The sequence below is a fragment of the Serratia sp. PL7 genome (genome assembly GCF_945957435.1).
Genome location: NZ_CAMFLB010000008.1, coordinates 168,045 through 184,707 on the forward strand (window position 1 = coordinate 168,045; position 16,663 = coordinate 184,707).

The 16,663-nt window shown below is 51.6% G+C and carries 12 protein-coding genes and 1 pseudogene; 6 read left to right on the forward strand and 7 right to left on the reverse strand.

The window, feature by feature from the left end:
* Positions 1–315 precede the first annotated feature (315 nt).
* The 5 genes from N6G83_RS28465 to N6G83_RS28485 all read left to right on the forward strand — a co-directional run bounded on the left by N6G83_RS28465 (position 316) and on the right by N6G83_RS28485 (position 7,915).
* Positions 316–2,340: a type VI secretion system Vgr family protein gene (locus N6G83_RS28465; RefSeq protein WP_260524072.1), complete on the forward strand. Its 2,025-nt coding sequence runs from the start codon at positions 316–318 to the stop codon at positions 2,338–2,340.
* 30 nt (positions 2,341–2,370) lie between these two features.
* Entirely contained in the window at positions 2,371–3,636 is a 1,266-nt protein-coding gene (locus N6G83_RS28470; RefSeq protein WP_211135977.1) for a DUF4123 domain-containing protein, read from the forward strand.
* Positions 3,636–4,337, forward strand: a complete 702-nt coding sequence (locus N6G83_RS28475) for an alpha/beta hydrolase (protein WP_211135976.1) — start codon at positions 3,636–3,638, stop codon at positions 4,335–4,337. Before N6G83_RS28470 ends, N6G83_RS28475 begins: the two co-directional genes overlap by 1 nt.
* Positions 4,324–4,776 (forward strand): hypothetical protein, encoded by a 453-nt coding sequence (locus N6G83_RS28480; RefSeq protein ID WP_211135975.1) that lies wholly within the window; start codon positions 4,324–4,326, stop codon positions 4,774–4,776. Before N6G83_RS28475 ends, N6G83_RS28480 begins: the two co-directional genes overlap by 14 nt.
* A gap of 226 nt (positions 4,777–5,002) precedes the next feature.
* On the forward strand, positions 5,003–7,915 hold the full coding sequence (locus tag N6G83_RS28485) for an HD domain-containing phosphohydrolase (protein ID WP_211135974.1): 2,913 nt from the start codon (positions 5,003–5,005) through the stop codon (positions 7,913–7,915).
* Positions 7,916–7,972: 57 nt separating this feature from the next.
* Here the strand turns inward: N6G83_RS28485 and N6G83_RS28490 are convergent, their stop codons facing one another.
* The 3 genes and pseudogenes from N6G83_RS28490 to N6G83_RS28500 form a co-directional block, all read right to left on the reverse strand.
* Positions 7,973–8,494, reverse strand: coding sequence for a hypothetical protein (locus N6G83_RS28490; protein WP_024528819.1), 522 nt, complete (start codon positions 8,492–8,494; stop codon positions 7,973–7,975).
* A 93-nt stretch (positions 8,495–8,587) separates the two neighbouring features.
* Positions 8,588–9,415 carry a carbon-nitrogen hydrolase family protein gene (locus N6G83_RS28495; protein ID WP_074028630.1) on the reverse strand — a complete coding sequence of 276 codons (828 nt, stop codon included), beginning with the start codon at positions 9,413–9,415 and terminating at the stop codon, positions 8,588–8,590.
* 108 nt (positions 9,416–9,523) lie between these two features.
* A pseudogene (locus N6G83_RS28500) lies at positions 9,524–10,864 on the reverse strand (nucleobase:cation symporter-2 family protein); the annotation flags it as partial.
* A gap of 611 nt (positions 10,865–11,475) precedes the next feature.
* On the opposite strand from N6G83_RS28500, the gene N6G83_RS28505 reads away from it, so the two are divergent.
* Positions 11,476–11,940: an NlpC/P60 family protein gene (locus N6G83_RS28505; RefSeq protein WP_024528817.1), complete on the forward strand. Its 465-nt coding sequence runs from the start codon at positions 11,476–11,478 to the stop codon at positions 11,938–11,940.
* A 53-nt stretch (positions 11,941–11,993) separates the two neighbouring features.
* On the opposite strand, the gene N6G83_RS28510 is transcribed toward N6G83_RS28505, so the two are convergent.
* From N6G83_RS28510 to N6G83_RS28525, 4 genes are all read right to left on the reverse strand, one after another.
* On the reverse strand, positions 11,994–13,019 hold the full coding sequence (locus tag N6G83_RS28510; RefSeq protein WP_211135972.1) for an ABC transporter permease: 1,026 nt from the start codon (positions 13,017–13,019) through the stop codon (positions 11,994–11,996).
* A gap of 17 nt (positions 13,020–13,036) precedes the next feature.
* On the reverse strand, positions 13,037–14,521 hold the full coding sequence (locus tag N6G83_RS28515) for a sugar ABC transporter ATP-binding protein (protein ID WP_186530898.1): 1,485 nt from the start codon (positions 14,519–14,521) through the stop codon (positions 13,037–13,039).
* A gap of 77 nt (positions 14,522–14,598) precedes the next feature.
* On the reverse strand, positions 14,599–15,528 hold the full coding sequence (locus N6G83_RS28520) for a sugar ABC transporter substrate-binding protein (protein WP_211135971.1): 930 nt from the start codon (positions 15,526–15,528) through the stop codon (positions 14,599–14,601).
* 481 nt (positions 15,529–16,009) lie between these two features.
* Complete coding sequence (locus N6G83_RS28525) at positions 16,010–16,558, reverse strand: helix-turn-helix domain-containing protein (protein WP_021181074.1); 549 nt, start codon at positions 16,556–16,558, stop codon at positions 16,010–16,012.
* Positions 16,559–16,663: the final 105 nt, after the last annotated feature.

Consider the following 16,663-nt stretch of genomic DNA (forward strand, 5'->3'; position numbering starts at 1 on the left):
GTTGACGTTATCTCCTTATCTTGGCTGGCGTAGGCAGGTGTCAGTAAGGTTATAACCATGTAAATATAGTGGTTATATTTGATCGGTTTCCATGACATTTCGCATGAAAATGGCGTAATGCACCAATCCGCGATAAAGCCAGGCAGGACAACTCTGCGTTTTAATCACCCACTGTCGTATTGGATCACATTGACACAGCACCTTTGGTTGTTATTTCGCCATAAATACATTAATATTATTTATATATCTATGGATTTTTTGTTGTAATTGAATGGAATATATTCATGTAATAAATGAGGAAAGCGCGTGCTAAGGATGAGCAAGAAAGCCAGTGGACTGCGGTTTACGTTAAGTGTTGGCAAGCTGCCAGCAGACGCTTTTGTGGTGGTGGGATTTACGCTGCATGAGCAATTCTCCAGCCCGTTCGCGCTAGAGCTTGAGGCGGCTAGCGCCAAGCCCAGCGTGGAGTTTCGCTCGCTCCTGGATAGTAATGCGACCCTGACGATTTGGCGTGAAACCGAGGTACAGCGAGTCGTCAATGGCATTGTCACCTCCATCGAACAAGGGGATGCCGGACTTCATCAAACGCGTTATCGATTTAGCATTCGTCCCTCGCTCTGGCGAGCCGGTTTGGGACACCGTTCACGTATTTTCCAGCAACAAAATTTTCTGGAAATCCTGGAAACCCTGTTAAAAGAAAGCAAGATCAGCGACTACGCCCACGCGTTGCGCTATCCCCATGCCGTACGTGAGTTTTGCGTCCAATATAATGAAAGCGATCTCGATTTTATTCATCGCCTGGCGGCAGAAGAAGGGATTTACTATTTCTTTGAGCACCAAAATGGCAAACATACGTTGGTGTTTTCCGATGATTGCGCCGCACTGCATGACGGGCCGACGCTCCCCTATTATCCCGACCAGTCATCTACCTCGTTGGATGAACCCTGCGTCACCACCTTTAAGCGCCGGGAAAGTTTACGCCTCTCCGAAGTGCTGTTGAAAGATTACACCTTTAAAGATCCCTTGTGGTTGGCAGAGTTCGGCGATGATGCCCGCGATACTGAGCATCAACCCGGTAGGTACTTTCATTACGATTTCCCAGGGCGCTTTAAAAGCACTGAGGTGGGTAAATCTTTTGCCCGCTGGCGCATCCAGGCGCTGCGTAACGATGCCCATCAGGGTGAAGGGGCAAGCAACTGCCCGACGCTGCAACCCGGCGTTCGCTTTACCTTGGAAAACCATCCTCTGGAGGCACTCAATACGCGTTGGCAAATCACCCAAGCCAACCATTCAGGGCAGCAACCCCAAGCGCTTGAAAGTAACACGGGTGGGACTGGAACTATCGTGACCAGCCAGTTTGCGTTTATTCCCCACGATCAGACCTGGCGTCCTGCTTTACTGCCCAAGCCGCGGATTGATGGCGCACAAATCGCCATTGTCACGGGGCCAGCCACTGAAGAAATCTTTTGTGATGAGTTCGGCCGGGTGAAAGTCCGTTTTCTCTGGGATCGCTCGGGCAGAACCGACGACAGCAGTTCCTGTTGGATCCGGGTATCACACCCCTGGGCGGGACCACGTTGGGGCATGTCGGCCGTGCCGCGCGTTGGCCATGAGGTGATCGTCGAATTTTTGAATGGCGATCCCGATCAGCCCGTAATTATCGGCCGCACCTATCATGCCAGTAACCTGCCCCCGGGCAAGCTGCCGGGCACCAAAACCCAGATGTCGATCCGGTCGCAAACCCATAAGGGCGAAGGTTTTAATGAACTGCGTTTTGAAGATGAAAAAGGCCAGGAGGAGCTCTATCTGCATGCGCAAAAGAACATGACAGCCGAGGTGCTGCATGATAGTTCCACCCGTATCGATCACAACGAGCACCGGCGGATAGGCAACGATCGCAGACAACAAATTGTCCACAATGATTTTCTGCAGGTTAATGGCGAAAAGCGTGACCGGATAGAAAGCGATTATTCCCTGACCGTGAATAGCAATTTCCACATTAACGCCAGCAACGCCTTATTGACGGAGGTTGGGCAGGAAATTCACCTGAAGTCCGGCACTAAAATAGTGATAGAAACTGGCACGGAAATCACCTTAAAGGCCGGCTCCAGCTTTATAAAAATCGATCCCAGTGGCGTCACGATCGGCCCCACGTTCGATGTGGGTACCGGCAGCCCGGGCTCCGGCAGAGGATGGGGTGGCAGAATGCCCGATGTTATTCCCATCCCAACCAGCATCCCTGCCTTTGCGCTAAATCCTGCACAGGTTAGTGCGTTTAAACAACCGCGAGCATTTTGCGAAGAGTGTGAGCGATGTAAACAACAGGGTTGCGCGATTTAATCGGGACAGCTTGCCGGAGGAAACGAAGATATGGAGAGTCAACTACAGCAATGGCTGGCCAATTGCGCATCAGGACAACGGTTGTATGCGGTATTGTCCAGCGTCAGCGATGCGCAGCCATTGAAACACTACTATCAACTGGATGGCTCCCGTGTTGCAGAAGGGATTTATCACTATACGGCCTACAAAGATTGGCACGAAGTGATGCCCTATTTGGTGGAGCTGTCGGTTAATAGCCCGTTTTTAGCGTGGGTGAGTCAAGCAGCCTCATCTGACTGGGGATGGCTGGCAGTCAGTGAACAGCCGCGTCAGCGCATTCTCGACCATTTACGGGGCCTGACGCAGATTCATTTGCCGGATGGGAAGACGGTATTTTTCCGCTATTGGGACGCCCAGTTTCTACCGTTAATCCTGGCGGCCTCCACCGAGTCCCAGCAAAATCAGCTGATGGGGGTGTTCAGCTCGCTTTGGGTCCGGCAACAGATGATTGAATTACCTGCCCAGGCAGCTCCAATTCTGACAGGGATAGTAACGCTGGAAGAAACACAACTCGCCAAGTTAAAGCAGCAAAACCAGACCGAACAGGTTAACCAGCTACAGCGCTACTTTACCGATAAATATCCGAAGCGCGCCCGTCTGCTGGGCGATGAACAGGTCCAGCGGGTCATTACGCTTATCGCGGAAAAATGCCAAACGCACCGGCTGGAGCGTTTTAACGATCGTTGCCAATTCCTTGATTTAGCCTGCAGTTTAGGCTGTTATTTTGATACCGATCTCCAGCTTGAGCATATCGTCGCGCCCTATTTGACAACCGCAGCAGAGGAGCCAGGGCAGTTAGCCGTGTTAAATCAGCAGTTGGGGCTGGTTTTTGTACGAAGCATGGGCGAGAGGTTAGAGATCTACCTGGCAGCGCTGGAAAGGCTAAAAACCCTGCAACTTAACCAGTTACCCTATATGTATGAAGAGGAGCACGTGGTGGATTATGTACGCTCACTTTACCCTGAGCGTGCGCAGTACGTTCCCATACATCAGATGTTTGGCCTATTAGCTCAGGATCAAAATTGGTTTCAGGAGCATGGGATCACCACGTTGCACGGACAGGCGGTTATCCTGGCATTACAGTTCTTCCTGGGCCATAAAGTCTTTGATGACCCACTCTACCCTTGGGTTAAGGCTCATTTTGCTGATAACCACATTAATCAGGAAGACGAACGGCTCGCTGAGTTGGTGGCCTACACTCAGCGACGCATCAGAAAGGAACTGTTGATGTTACGTAAGCATTTGGAGGCAAGATAATGTGCGCATCGGATGGAATTATTTTTCCGGGTTTTGATTATAAATACAAGAATAACGACCCGAGTGACTACATTATCTTACCTAGCGTAAAGGAGCAGCAAGGTAAGATCACCACCAATTGTTTAAAGACGTTGGTGGTGTTTGTTGGCGGCGCGATGGACGCAAGTTTTCAACCTTTGTTAAAGTTTGTTTTTGCTCCTTATGAGAAGAAAAATGGTAGAGATACCAAGGATAACACTCGCAAACAGGATGTGGCCTACTCCGAACATGGTGGTGGGAAAGTCGCACCGCTAATGAAAGAGTGGCATGCTGCCGGGCAGAAGATCGTGCTGGTCGGTCATAGCTGGGGTGGGGACCGGGCGATTTTATTGGCGAAGGAAAACCCCGATATTCCGATTGAACTATTGGTAACGCTTGATCCGGTATCCAGGAAAGGCAAAAGCCCCAAACCCGCCAATGTCAAACGCTGGGATAATATCTACATTGATTATTCGATTGCAGATGGAAGCTCCGCCAATCTAATCGCTCGAACGGGTGGCCCTTGGGAGAGTTGTCCAGGTGCGGATTACAACCTGGCATTAAATGCCAATCTGAATGTTGATAAATACGGTAATGAAGTAAAGTCTTTAGCTAACAACTATGGCCATGCAGATGCCCTTCAAATGTTTTTAGTCGAGAGGAATAAAGTTGAAAAAATTTAAACACATTATTTTAGCATCTATACTCTTAATGTTTGGATGTAATGGTAAGTATATAGATAACAGGCAAATAGGACACTTGGTTGATATGTCTACCAATGATTGTAATGCTCGTGAACTGAAGAACTGCAAACGTTACCATTCATGTATGATGAGCAATTATGACAAAATAAGAAGAGATCATTCTGGTATTGCCATTGCCATTTCATACATATTATTTTACACCCCTATTCAATACGAAAAGAATCATTTTTCTCACCTGATGGACAACGCATATAGTTTGTTAACTCCCGACTCTAGTTACGCAGATGATCCAGCTGTAACGGTGAGCGTAAGCTATTTTATTTACGCCCATAACGCCTGCGCCAGCATCACCGGGGATAAAACTTATAACATCGATAGCTACATGCCACTACTGAGGGAGAGGCTTGGTGTTAAGTAACAGCCTCAACGGTTCCAGGAACAACGTGCGCGCAACAAAAGTGCTGTCTTTGTCGCCGTTGTTTCATAAAGCTTTATTTTTTAATAACGCATTGGTTTATTTGGCTACGAAACAAAAAATTTCACTTTAAAATCAAACCAATAACTTATTGTGCATCCAATCAGATAATCCCCTGCTTGGTCTATAATTTAAAAAAGCTAAAAATTGGCATCCAAGGGTGGGCACCATGGCAGGAAAGATAACAGGTTTGAGAAGCCGCTATCCGCTGCATATCCAGATTGCCGCGCTGTTTACCTTGCTGATTGTCTCCATCGGCAGCGTGATCGTATTTTTCAGCCACAGCCAACTCACCAAACTGACCGAGGCCAGCACCAACCGGCAGTATCAAAAAACTGGCGAAGCCATTGCTGCGGAGCTGGACTCTGTTACCCGCAGCATGAAAATGTCGGTGAATATGCTGGCACGCATGCCAATAATAGAAGCCACCACGCTCGAACAACGCATGGCGTTTATCGGCCCGCTGGTCGAGATACTCAAGCAAAACGATTATGCCAACGCGGTATACAGCGCTTATCCCAACGGCGATTTCTTTATACTGCGTCGCCTCTCCCCTGCCAACCGAGCTTTATTTAATGCGCCGGAAGATGCCGAATGGCTAGCGCAAAGCTACCGCTTTTTAGAGACTTCACCCCAGGTTCAGAGTATCTTTTTGGACGGCAAACAGCAGGTTATGGCGATTAAAACCGTGCCGTATAACAATTATGATCCCCGGGAGCGTGCCTGGTATCAGTTGGCGATAAAAACTCAGCAACTGATTACCTCCCCGCTCTATACCTTCAAAGGTACCGGCGAGACCGGTTTCACCTATAGCATCCAGGCTCCAGATGGCCATGCTGTGATCGGTTTGGACGTTTCGCTGGCTTCACTTTCATTGTTTCTTCAACAAAACCTACCGCCGGGTAGCCAGGCGGCGATCATTAACGCTGCCAATGAAACTATCGCCAGCCTGCCTGCCCCCCCCAAAAAAAGCCAGGATAGGCTGAACAGCATTGCGCACATCCCAGTGCTGCAAACATTGCTAGATCCCCATTACGGCGAAAACAGCCTATTTACGGCACAAGGGCAGAGCTGGTTTGGAGCCGTTGTGAAGCTTAAGGGGCAAGGCCAAGGCTACCAGTTGGTGATTGCCACGCCCTCGGTCTATCTGACCGCCGATGCCAACGCCATCCGCAACCGCTCGACCCTGATCGCCTTTGCGTTGCTGCTGCTCAGCCTGCCGCTGGTCTGGTATTTCTCCCTACGTATTTCCCGACCGCTGATCCGCCTGCGCCAGGATGCCGACGCCATCAGCAATCTGCATTTTGATGAGCGGGCGGAGGAACGCTCGGCGATTGAAGAAGTGGACGACCTGCACAAAGCCATGTCCAAAATGAAGCTGACGCTCAAGCAATTTATCTCGATGGGCAGCCTGTTATCCGCCAAGGATAATTTCCCACAACAGATGCAAGGCTTACTCAACGAAACTGGCAAAATCGCGACCATGAGCGGCGGCATTATTCTCCTGTCAGACAAAACGCCCGGCTGCTTTTCACCCATAGCCTGCAACTGGGCTGGAAAAGAGGTGGCCAGCTCGGAGGTAGCATCGTTGCAGTTTGATCCACAGCAACCCAGCGCATTTTGGCAAATTCTTGCAGGTAAAACCGTTGCCGGAGTCTTTACTGACGAGAATGTCCCCGACCAACTGCTTACGGTCTTTGGCTCCCATTTGCCGCTGCGCTACGTGGCTGTCCCGATGCAAACTCATGATAAGCAACTCATGGGGTTCTTGCTGCTGTTTAATCCTGCCGAAGCTGCCCCGGAACATGGGCAAGCCAAAATACAGCTGATTAATGCTCTGGTGGGCAGCTTATCGGTAGCGATAGAGACGCAATATCTGCTGCAAGAACAAAAGCATCTGATGGGAGCCTTTATTCAGTTGATCGCCGGAGCGATCGACGCCAAGAGCGCCTATACCGGCGGCCATTGCCAGCGCGTACCTGTCATTACCAAAATGCTGGCTAATGCAGCGGTTGAGGCCAAACAAGGGCCGTTCGCCGATTTTACCCTTTCCGCCAATGAGTGGGAGGAACTACACACCGCCTGCTGGCTGCATGACTGCGGGAAAATCACCACGCCGGAAGCCATAGTGGATAAGGCCACCAAGCTGGAGATGATTTACGACCGCATTCACGAGGTGCGGATGCGCTTTGAGGTGCTGAAACGGGAAAAAGAGGTTAACTTCCTGCGTAAGCACGCTACGAACCCCGCTACCGAACAGGAAGAACAACAGTTACGCGATGAGTTGCAGCAGTTGGATGAGGACTTCTATTTTATTGCCCAATGCAATATCGGTGGCGAATTCCTGTCAGACAGCGCGCTAGCACGCATTCAACAGATCGCACAATATCAATGGACCCGCACTCTGGATGACACCGCAGGCGTGGCACGGGAAGAATTAGCGCGCAAAAACCGCCGCCCTGCCGCCTCCTTACCTACCCAGGAGCCACTGCTGGCGGATAAAGAAGAACATATCATCTACCGCGACGAGAAAAGCCATCTCCCCGAAAGCTATCACTTCAAACTCAAGGAGCCGACCTTACTCTATAACCACGGGGAGATATACAACCTGGGCATCCGCAGGGGCACCCTGAGTGAGGAGGAGCGCTATAAAATCAACGAGCACATTATGCAGACGATCATCATGCTGGAAAAACTGCCGTTCCCACGCACCATGGCCAACGTGGCGGTGATTGCCGGTGGCCATCATGAACGCATGGATGGCAAAGGCTATCCTTACCAGTTAACCCGCCAGCAGATGAGCATTCCGGTGCGTATGATGGCGATCGCCGACGTGTTTGAAGCCCTGACGGCGGCCGATCGGCCTTATAAACCGGGCAAGCTGTTATCTGAAGCACTCAATATCCTGGTCAGCATGGCGAGTGAAAATCATCTGGACCGTGAATTGATGATCCTGTTCCTGGAGTCTGGTATTTGGCATGACTATGCGCTGAGCTATCTGCAAGCCGATAAAATAGACACCGTCGATATTCCCGCGCTGTTACGCAAACTCGAAATACCCGATTGCCAACCGACGAACTGATACCCAGCAGTTTCACAACATAGGGGCGCAGCGGCGCCCCCACCGTCAAACATCTAGCTATTTTTTCTGCCGTTGCGCCTCAAACCACACGCCGCATTGAGAGAAGATCAGCGTATTACGATCTTTCACCAACACGTTATCACCGGGGACGCCTTCAGTCCCCTGATCGGTGATCCCCGGTACGGTGACATCCTGATGCTGAATGATGACTCGCTGCACCGAAGGCGTACTGATACCCAAAATCGGGAAATCGACGTACGAATTATCTCCCGAGTTGTCTTCCACAAACTCTTGCGCCTCTACCGTGGTGGTAGTCGCCCCCTGATTGCTCAGTTTCTGCTCATGCCAGGTAAAACCGTCTGCTTTATAGTTGATACTATTACCGACCAACTGCTGTGCCTGCTTTTCATCCCAGCAGCCCACGGTCTGGGTGGGAATGACCTTGGTCACGCTCCAGTTGCCGATTAACGCCGATGGGATCGGGGCTGGGGCGTTTTGTGCTGCCCAAGCTGTGGGCAACGACAGCACCAGCAGCGCAGCCAATGGCACGATTCTTTTACTCAGGGCGGGGAATTGCATGGTACGGCTCCTTAGAGTGCTGCAAGTCTATCAATTACAGTGACCAATCTGGCTATGACTTTACCTAAGCCATTGGCCTTTCAGCAAGCGGTGTTAACGCGGAATTAGCGGCCACCAGCGTTGTTCATCATCCCGCTGCTGCCACTGCCTCTCCCCACTGAGTGCCAAACGCCGATCTTCCAGGTAACGATATTCGCGGCGAGCCGCTTCCAGCAGGCTAAAATCCAGCTCTGCCTGCACTATTCCTGGCTCACGTCCCAGGCTGGCCACCTCACGCCCCAGGGGGTCAACAACCAGGCTTTCACCAGCAAACTGCATCCCACATCCATGCCCGGCGCGGTTGGCCATTGCTACAAACATCTGATTATCCTGAGCGCGAGCCAGCAAAGCGTTACGATGCACGTGACCATAGGGATCCATATTGCCATCGGTAACCAGCAACAAATCACACCCCATCAGGGCCAACGCTCTTGATGCCTCTGGGAATTCGATGTCATAGCAGATCAGTAAACCGATACGCCGCCCACGCCACAGCCCGCAGACCAGGCGATCGCCCGCTTGCGCTTCAACGCGTTCGTTGGTCCATAAATGGCTTTTGCGATAATGCAGATAGACGCCCTGCTCCGGCGTGATCAACACCGAACTGTTGAACAACTGCGCGCCATCCTGCTCAAGAAAACCCACGGCGACGGCAATCCCCGTACGCTGGCTTGCCGCCACCACTTGCGCGAGCTCCGGGCCTTGCAGTTGCAGCGCATAGTCCGTATTGCCGTCAGGATGGGTAAAGCCGGTAAGCTGCGTTTCTGGCAACACCAACAGGTCGGTTTGGCCGCTGCAACGTTCAATCTGCGCCAGCACGGCGGCCAGGTTATGGGCAATGTCCCCTTCACGGCAGGTAAATTGGGCCAAGGTTATCCGCATTGATTACTCCTTTTATGTCGAACAGTGTTTTTACCTGTTATCGCCACTGGCTGGCAAGCCACTGTTAACGGAGATCATCAATAAACGGCAGCATTATTCCTCCGGATGATAGCCATTGAAGTAAAGATTCAGCAGCACCGCCGCCACTGAAGAGAGCAAAATGCCGCTATGCAGCAATGGTTGCAGGCTCGCTGGCATCTGGGTAAAGAAATCAGCCGCTACAATCGGGATCATGCCAAGCCCCAGGCTGATGGCGACAATATAGGCGTTATAGCGATTGGTATTGAAGTTGACCCTGGTCAGGATCTTGATGCCGGTAGACAGCACCATGCCAAACATCACGATACCCGCGCCCCCCAAGACAAACTGCGGGATCGAGGCTACCAGAATAGACATTTTGGGGATCAGGCCGAACAGCACCAGGATCAAACCTGCCATCACGCACACCCAGCGGCTGGACACCTGAGTAACGCTGACCAAGCCAATATTCTGGGAGAACGAGGTATGCGGGAACGTATTGAAAATACCGCCGATAATGGTTCCCAGGCCATCAACCCGCAACCCACGGACCACATCTTGCTTGGTGGTTGGGCGACCGACAATTTCCCCCAGCGCCATAAACATGCCCATCGATTCAATAAATACGATCAGCATGACGATCGTCAGGGTGATAATCGAAGCCGGATCAAAGGTCGGCCAACCGAAGGCAAAGGGGCGCACGATGGCAAACCAGGCGGCATCATCCAGGCCAGAAAAGCTGACCTCTCCCATCAGCAGTGCCACCACAAAACCGAAGCCAATCCCCAACAGCACGGAAATATTGGAGATAAAGCCTTTGCTAAACCGGGTGATTAGCAAAATAAAAATCAGCACCAGCAGCGAGACGCCAATATAGGCCGGATTACCGTAGTTGGCATTACCCCTGCCCCCGGCGGCCCAATCTATCCCGACCCGCACAATGCTAAGGCCGATAGAGGTGATCACAATCCCCGTCACCAAGGTTGGGAACAGCGGCATCAAACGGCCTACCAACGGCACCAGCAACGTGGTGATAACTCCAGCCGCAATAGTGGCACCAAAGATACCGGTCAGGCCGATTTCGGGGTTGGCTCCGATGGCCAGCATCGGCGTGACGGCTGCGAAGGTGACAGACATGATGACGGGCAACCGAATACCCGCAAAGCGGCCAATCCCGATGCATTGCAATAGTGTCACCACGCCACAGCAAAACAGATCGGAGCTGATCAGATAGGCAATCTGCAGCTTATCCAGCCCCAGGCTGCCACCGATCATCAATGGCACGGCAACCGCCCCCGCATACATCACCAGGACATGCTGAAGCCCCAGGGTAAAAAGATGGGCAATGGGCAATATCTCTTCAACTTTATCAATTGGTTTTTCAGTCGTCTGCGCCTTTTCGCCGGGCAAAATAGTATTCAAATTGGTCATGGAACCTCACTCCTGTACGGCCTTGATCAGATTGTCACTCCTGATGGCTACGATTCGAGGGCACAGCCTGATAACCCCCCTGATAATGGATGTACGGCACGAGGTCGGGGCATGCATATTGTGTGCAGAGTGGGCCGTTCGCGGTTGGTATTGTGCAGGGGATAGTTTTAAATGCGAAAACCATCACAGATGAGGCTTAATTTATTTCGATTTAATTAACATTAAATTAGATAAAAAATAACATTCACCGCCGGCGAAAATGGCGCGATTGATAAAATTACCAATATGATTCGTCTCAATTTGAGATCCCACTACCATCCCCAGCCGATAAACCGACAGCAGCAACATGTTGTAATTTTGGTTGGCAAAATCTGCCACCGGTAACTAATCCCTTGATTGCCCGTCATTCCTGGGTTTCCATAGCCAACCAGAGGCACGCTATCAAAAGTAACAAGCCGATAACTGCATAGTTACGGTTAATAATTAGCCTGTTTTTGGTTTATTTTTGAGCAACAACTGTGTATATTACCATCATTCACAGGGAATGAGTCAGGCGATCCGGCCACTCCATTACAGGGATAGACGTTCAGTTGCTCTTTCAGAAATCTTTTATGCTTAAATTTTTTGCCGTATTTCTCACTTGCTCAGCTTTTTGCATGAGCTTTTCCGCTTCAGCCAGTTCCGGCCACAATAATACTCAGGAGCTAAAAAAAATCCTGTCGCATTATGACCGATGGGAAGGAGTTCGATACAAATTCGGGGGTAACTCGCGCAAAGGCATCGACTGTTCAGCCTATATGCAGCGCGTGTTTCAAGATGAGTTTGCCGTCAGTTTGCCACGCAGCACCGGTGAACAAATGAAGCTGGGCTCGCGAGTAGCTAAAAGTGAATTAAACACTGGCGATTTGGTGTTTTTCAAAACCTCATCCCGTCAGCGCCACGTCGGCGTTTATATCGGAGAGGGTGAGTTTGTTCACGCCTCTACCAGTATGGGCGTCACCGTTTCCAGCCTGGATAACCAATATTGGGGCGAGCGTTACGAACTGGCCCGGCGTATCAATGGCAGCGATGCATAAACCTGCCCACCTGGCCAAACCGCCGGTCACCACACCGGCGGCCAAGGCGAGGATCACAGCTTCTTGCGGTTACGGCGCATATCGATAGCCACGGCGGCCACGATGATCATGCCTTTGATAATGTCCTGAATGTAGGAATCTACGCCAATAAAGGTAAAGCCACTTTTGATCAGGCCGAGGATCACCGCGCCGATCAGTGTGCCGGTAATGCGCCCCACTCCGCCCATCAGGCTGCTGCCACCGATGACCGCTGCAGCAATGGCGTCCAACTCATAAGACACCCCCATGTTCGACTGCCCGCTACTGACTCGTGCCGCCAGTACCACGCCCGCTAATCCTGCCAACCCACCCGCAATGGTGTAGACCGTCACCAGGTATTTATTGACGTTGATCCCTGAGACCCTGGCCGAGGTCATGTTGCCGCCGATGGCATACACGTATTTGCCATAACGGGTGTGTTTCAGGGCAATATGGAAAATTACCGCCACCACCAGGAAGATAATCACCGGCATGGCACCTTGGCCAATCGAGGTGAAGCCATCCGACAGGAAACTGACCGGGTTACCTTTGGTGTAATACTGTGCCAAACCACGGGCAGAAACCATCATCCCCAAGGTGGCGATAAACGGTGGAATACCGGTGCGGGTGATCAAGAACCCGTTGATAAACCCGCAAATAATACCCACCCCAATCCCAGCCCCGATGGGGATCGCAGCAGGCAAATCCAGCAGGCCCGGATACATTGGCGAAATGCTTTCGGAGGTTTGCGCCAGGCTGGCCGCCACCACCGCCGTCAGGGCAATCAACGAGCCAGAAGAGAGATCGATACCGGTGGTAATGATGACCTGGGTGACGCCAACGGCGATGATGCCGATGATTGCCACCTGCAAGACGATCAGCAGCAGGCGGTTCGGGTTAAGCAGGAACGACTGATCGCGCACGTACCAGCCCAGCATTTCAAAAATCAGCGCAATGCCAATCATGACAATAAAGATGCCGGTATCTTTCGGCAGCTTGCCGCTGAAACCGGCAAACAGCGAGGCTTTGACTGGCTGAGTTTCCACTTTGACGTTATTCATTGTGTTTTACCTTTGCGTTATTCCGAGGCCAACGCCATGATTTTTTCCTGGTCTGCTTCATCTTTATCCAGGATCCCCGTAATGCGTCCGGCGTGCATCACCATGACGCGATCGCTCATGCCGAGTATTTCCGGCAGTTCAGACGAAACCAAAATAATGGCGACGCCACGGTGCGCCAATTCGCTGATCAGGCGATAAATTTCCGCCTTGGCACCCACGTCGATACCGCGCGTGGGTTCATCCAGGATCAGGATCTTCGGCTGCGCCAATAGCCAGCGGGCAATCAAGACCTTCTGCTGATTGCCGCCGCTGAGGTTATTGATAATCTGATCCATCGTCGGGGTTTTAATATTGAGCTTGCTAATTTGCTCCATGCAGTCTTTCGCCATTTGCGTCTGGCTGACAAACCCGTTTTTGCTGGTATAGGCGGAAAGGTTGACGATGCTCATGTTCTCCACCACCGACAGCACCAGAAACAGCCCAGACTTTTTACGGTCTTCGGTCAGGAATGCCAGCCCCTGCTCGATGGCTTTGGAGGGGGAGTCTATTTTTACCGGCAAGCCTTCAATATAAATCTCGCCCCCCTCGGCCGGGTGCATACCAAACAGGCTCTCCATCACTTCGCTGCGCCCTGCGCCCACCAGCCCGGCAACTCCGAGGATTTCCCCGCGCTTAACCGCAAAGGAGATATCGTGAAACCAGCCGCTGCGCCGCAACCCTGCCACACGCAACACCTCTTCACCGATGTTGTTATTGAATTTGGGGAACATCTGGGTCAGCTCGCGGCCCACCATCATGGTGATCAGCGACTGTTTGGTCAGGTTCTCGGTTTTATCACTGGCGATCGAGGCGCCATCGCGGAAAATGCTGACCTCGTCGGTGATGGCAAAGATCTCATCCATTTTGTGGCTGATATAGATAATGCCTTTGCCCTGCTGCTTCAGTTCACGAATGATCGCAAACAGATGCACTACTTCCCCTTCCGTTAATGCCGAGGTCGGCTCATCCATGATCAATACGTCGGCGTTATAAGACACCGCCTTGGCGATCTCAACCATCTGTTGGTTGGCGATACTCAGCGTGCCTAGTTGAGTTTCCGGGTCTAATTTAATCTTGAGATGCGCCAACAGTTCGCGGGTTTTACGGTTCAATTCCTCGTGGTTCACAAAACCCAGCTTGGCGGGTTCACGCCCCAGCCAGATATTTTCTGCCACCGTCATATGCGGCACCAGGTTCAGTTCCTGGTGGATCATGGAGATGCCCGAGTGCAAGGCCGCCAGCGTATCGTTAAACGTCACCGGCTGCCCTTTGACCTTGATAGTGCCTGCATCTGGACGATAAATACCGATTAAGCACTTCATCAGCGTTGATTTACCGGCACCGTTTTCCCCCATTAACGCATGCACACTGCCCGGTTTGATCTTGAGCGACACGTTATCCAACGCCTTAACGCCCGGGAACTGCTTGCTGATGCCTTCCGCCTCCAGTACATAAGGATACATACTGATAACCTCCGCCGTTATCCTGCCGAACGCTGTGAACGATGCCCCTCACCGTTAGGCAAGGGGCCGGTTGGTAATTACTTTTTATTCTTGTCGGCAAAGTCTTGGTAATTGGCTTTGGTGATCAGTTGGTAAGGGATCATGACGCTGCTTTCAACCTTCTCACCCTTAACCAGTTGAATGGCGGTTTGTACTGCGCCTTCCCCCTGGCCTTTGGCATCCTGGAAGATACTGAGGCTCAAATCCCCCTTCTTGATAAACTCCAGGGCATCTGGCGTGCCGTCGACACCCGCTACCAGCACACCGGTTTTCTTCGCCTGTTTCAGCGCCAGAATGGCACCGATCGCCATCTCATCGTTGTTGGAAGCGATAGCATCAATCTGCTGACCGGAGAGGATCCAGTCGGTCGTCACGTCAACCGCCTCTTTGCGGAAAAACTTGGCGGTTTGCTTATCGATGATATGAATATTCGGATATTGGGCCACCACTTCCTCAACGCCGCGGGTCCGGTCACGGGTGGCTTCACTGGAAAGCTCACCGAGCAGGATCATCACGTTACCCTTGCCGTTCATCAGCTTGGCCAGTTCCTCCATCTGCAGCTTGCCCGCCAGTTTGGAATCTGAACCTACGTAGGCCATACCGGCTGGCAGCGTGGCTTCTGGCCGACGGTTGACGAACACCAGTGGAATACGGGCGTTCTCCGCCAGCTTGATCATTGGCTTGACGCCCTGGGTATCCACCGGGTTAAGGATGATGGCATCGACCCCTTGGCTGACGAAGTTCTCTATCTGCTGGATCTGCTGTGCGATATCGCCTTTGGCATCTTCAAACTGGCCGCTGACGTTACCTTCCTGCTTCATTTTGTTCTGCATGGACTGGCGCAGGATGGTCAGGAAGTTGTCATCAAAGTAGGCCATCGACACGCCGATCTTGATATCTTTGGCTAACACCGAGGCTGGCAGCATGCACATCAGTAGCGAGGTGACGATCAATTTATTCAGCTTCATGTTCTGTACCCTTTAATCGTTAGAGTGAAGAGGCCTGTTGATTTGACGGCTAATGAAAAATATTTTTTACATTCAAACAACAACCCGCTCGTTATTATCGCCTTAAAGCCCTGTTCCACGCGGTATTTCATCAGTTAATACTGGTTGCGAGATACTTGGAGGTAATTAAAAAAAACATTTAAAACAATGTATTGAAATGAGTTCTTGATGTAATTGTTAAACACCTCATTCACTTGTCAAACGTTTGTTTCAAAATTGAGACTAATGAAATTTTTTAACCCAAACAAGCGAAACGTGCGTTTTGGAATGAGCAAATAACAAAAACATGACAGGGATCTAACAAATGGCCGCAAAGTGACCGTCGGTCCGTCTGGTTTAGCGGCCTTTGCTCGAAGGGATTACGGCTGGGGTTAGCGGGGCGGGCGCAGCATGTGGCGCCCTACATGAGGAATTAGCGAACCGCTGGAAGCTTTTGCCGGAGCTAGTTTTGTTCTGAGACCAGCACGGCCAGCGTATCCGGCTCCAGGGCGCGGAAGATATGCGGCCGGTCGGCTGGGTAGCAAATATAATCCCCGGCATTCAGCTCAGCGGGCTCCTCCACCAGCCCGACCAAGGCGCGCCCCTGGGTGATGACGATGTGTTCCACCGAGCCTAACGGATGTGGATGAGAAAGGCGGTCTGCTCCCGGCTGGGTCGTCAGCAGATAGATATCCCGCCGTGCGCCAGGCGGGCAGGTTGCCAACAGCACCGCCGTATAGTTAGCCACTTCCGACACCACCGCAGCCCCTTCCCCACGCCGGATCACCTGCGTTTTACTCTGCTGCGGCTCCATCAAACGCGCAAAGGGGATATCCAGCGCGACGCAGAGTGCCCACAGCGTTTCCAGGCTCGGATTGCCATTCCCCGCTTCGAGTTGTGACAGCGTGGATTTGGCAATTCCTGCCCGGCGGGCAATTTCTGCCAGTGAGAGGCCCGTGCGCTGGCGTTCGCGCACCAAGGCTTCAGCAATGATATTGATGGGTTGTTTCATAGGCCGCGTAACTCACCTTATAACGAACGATCGTTCGACTTGTAAATCGAGATTGAAGTGTTCATTATAATAGAACAACCGTTCGTTTTGAGAAAGGCAGTGAGA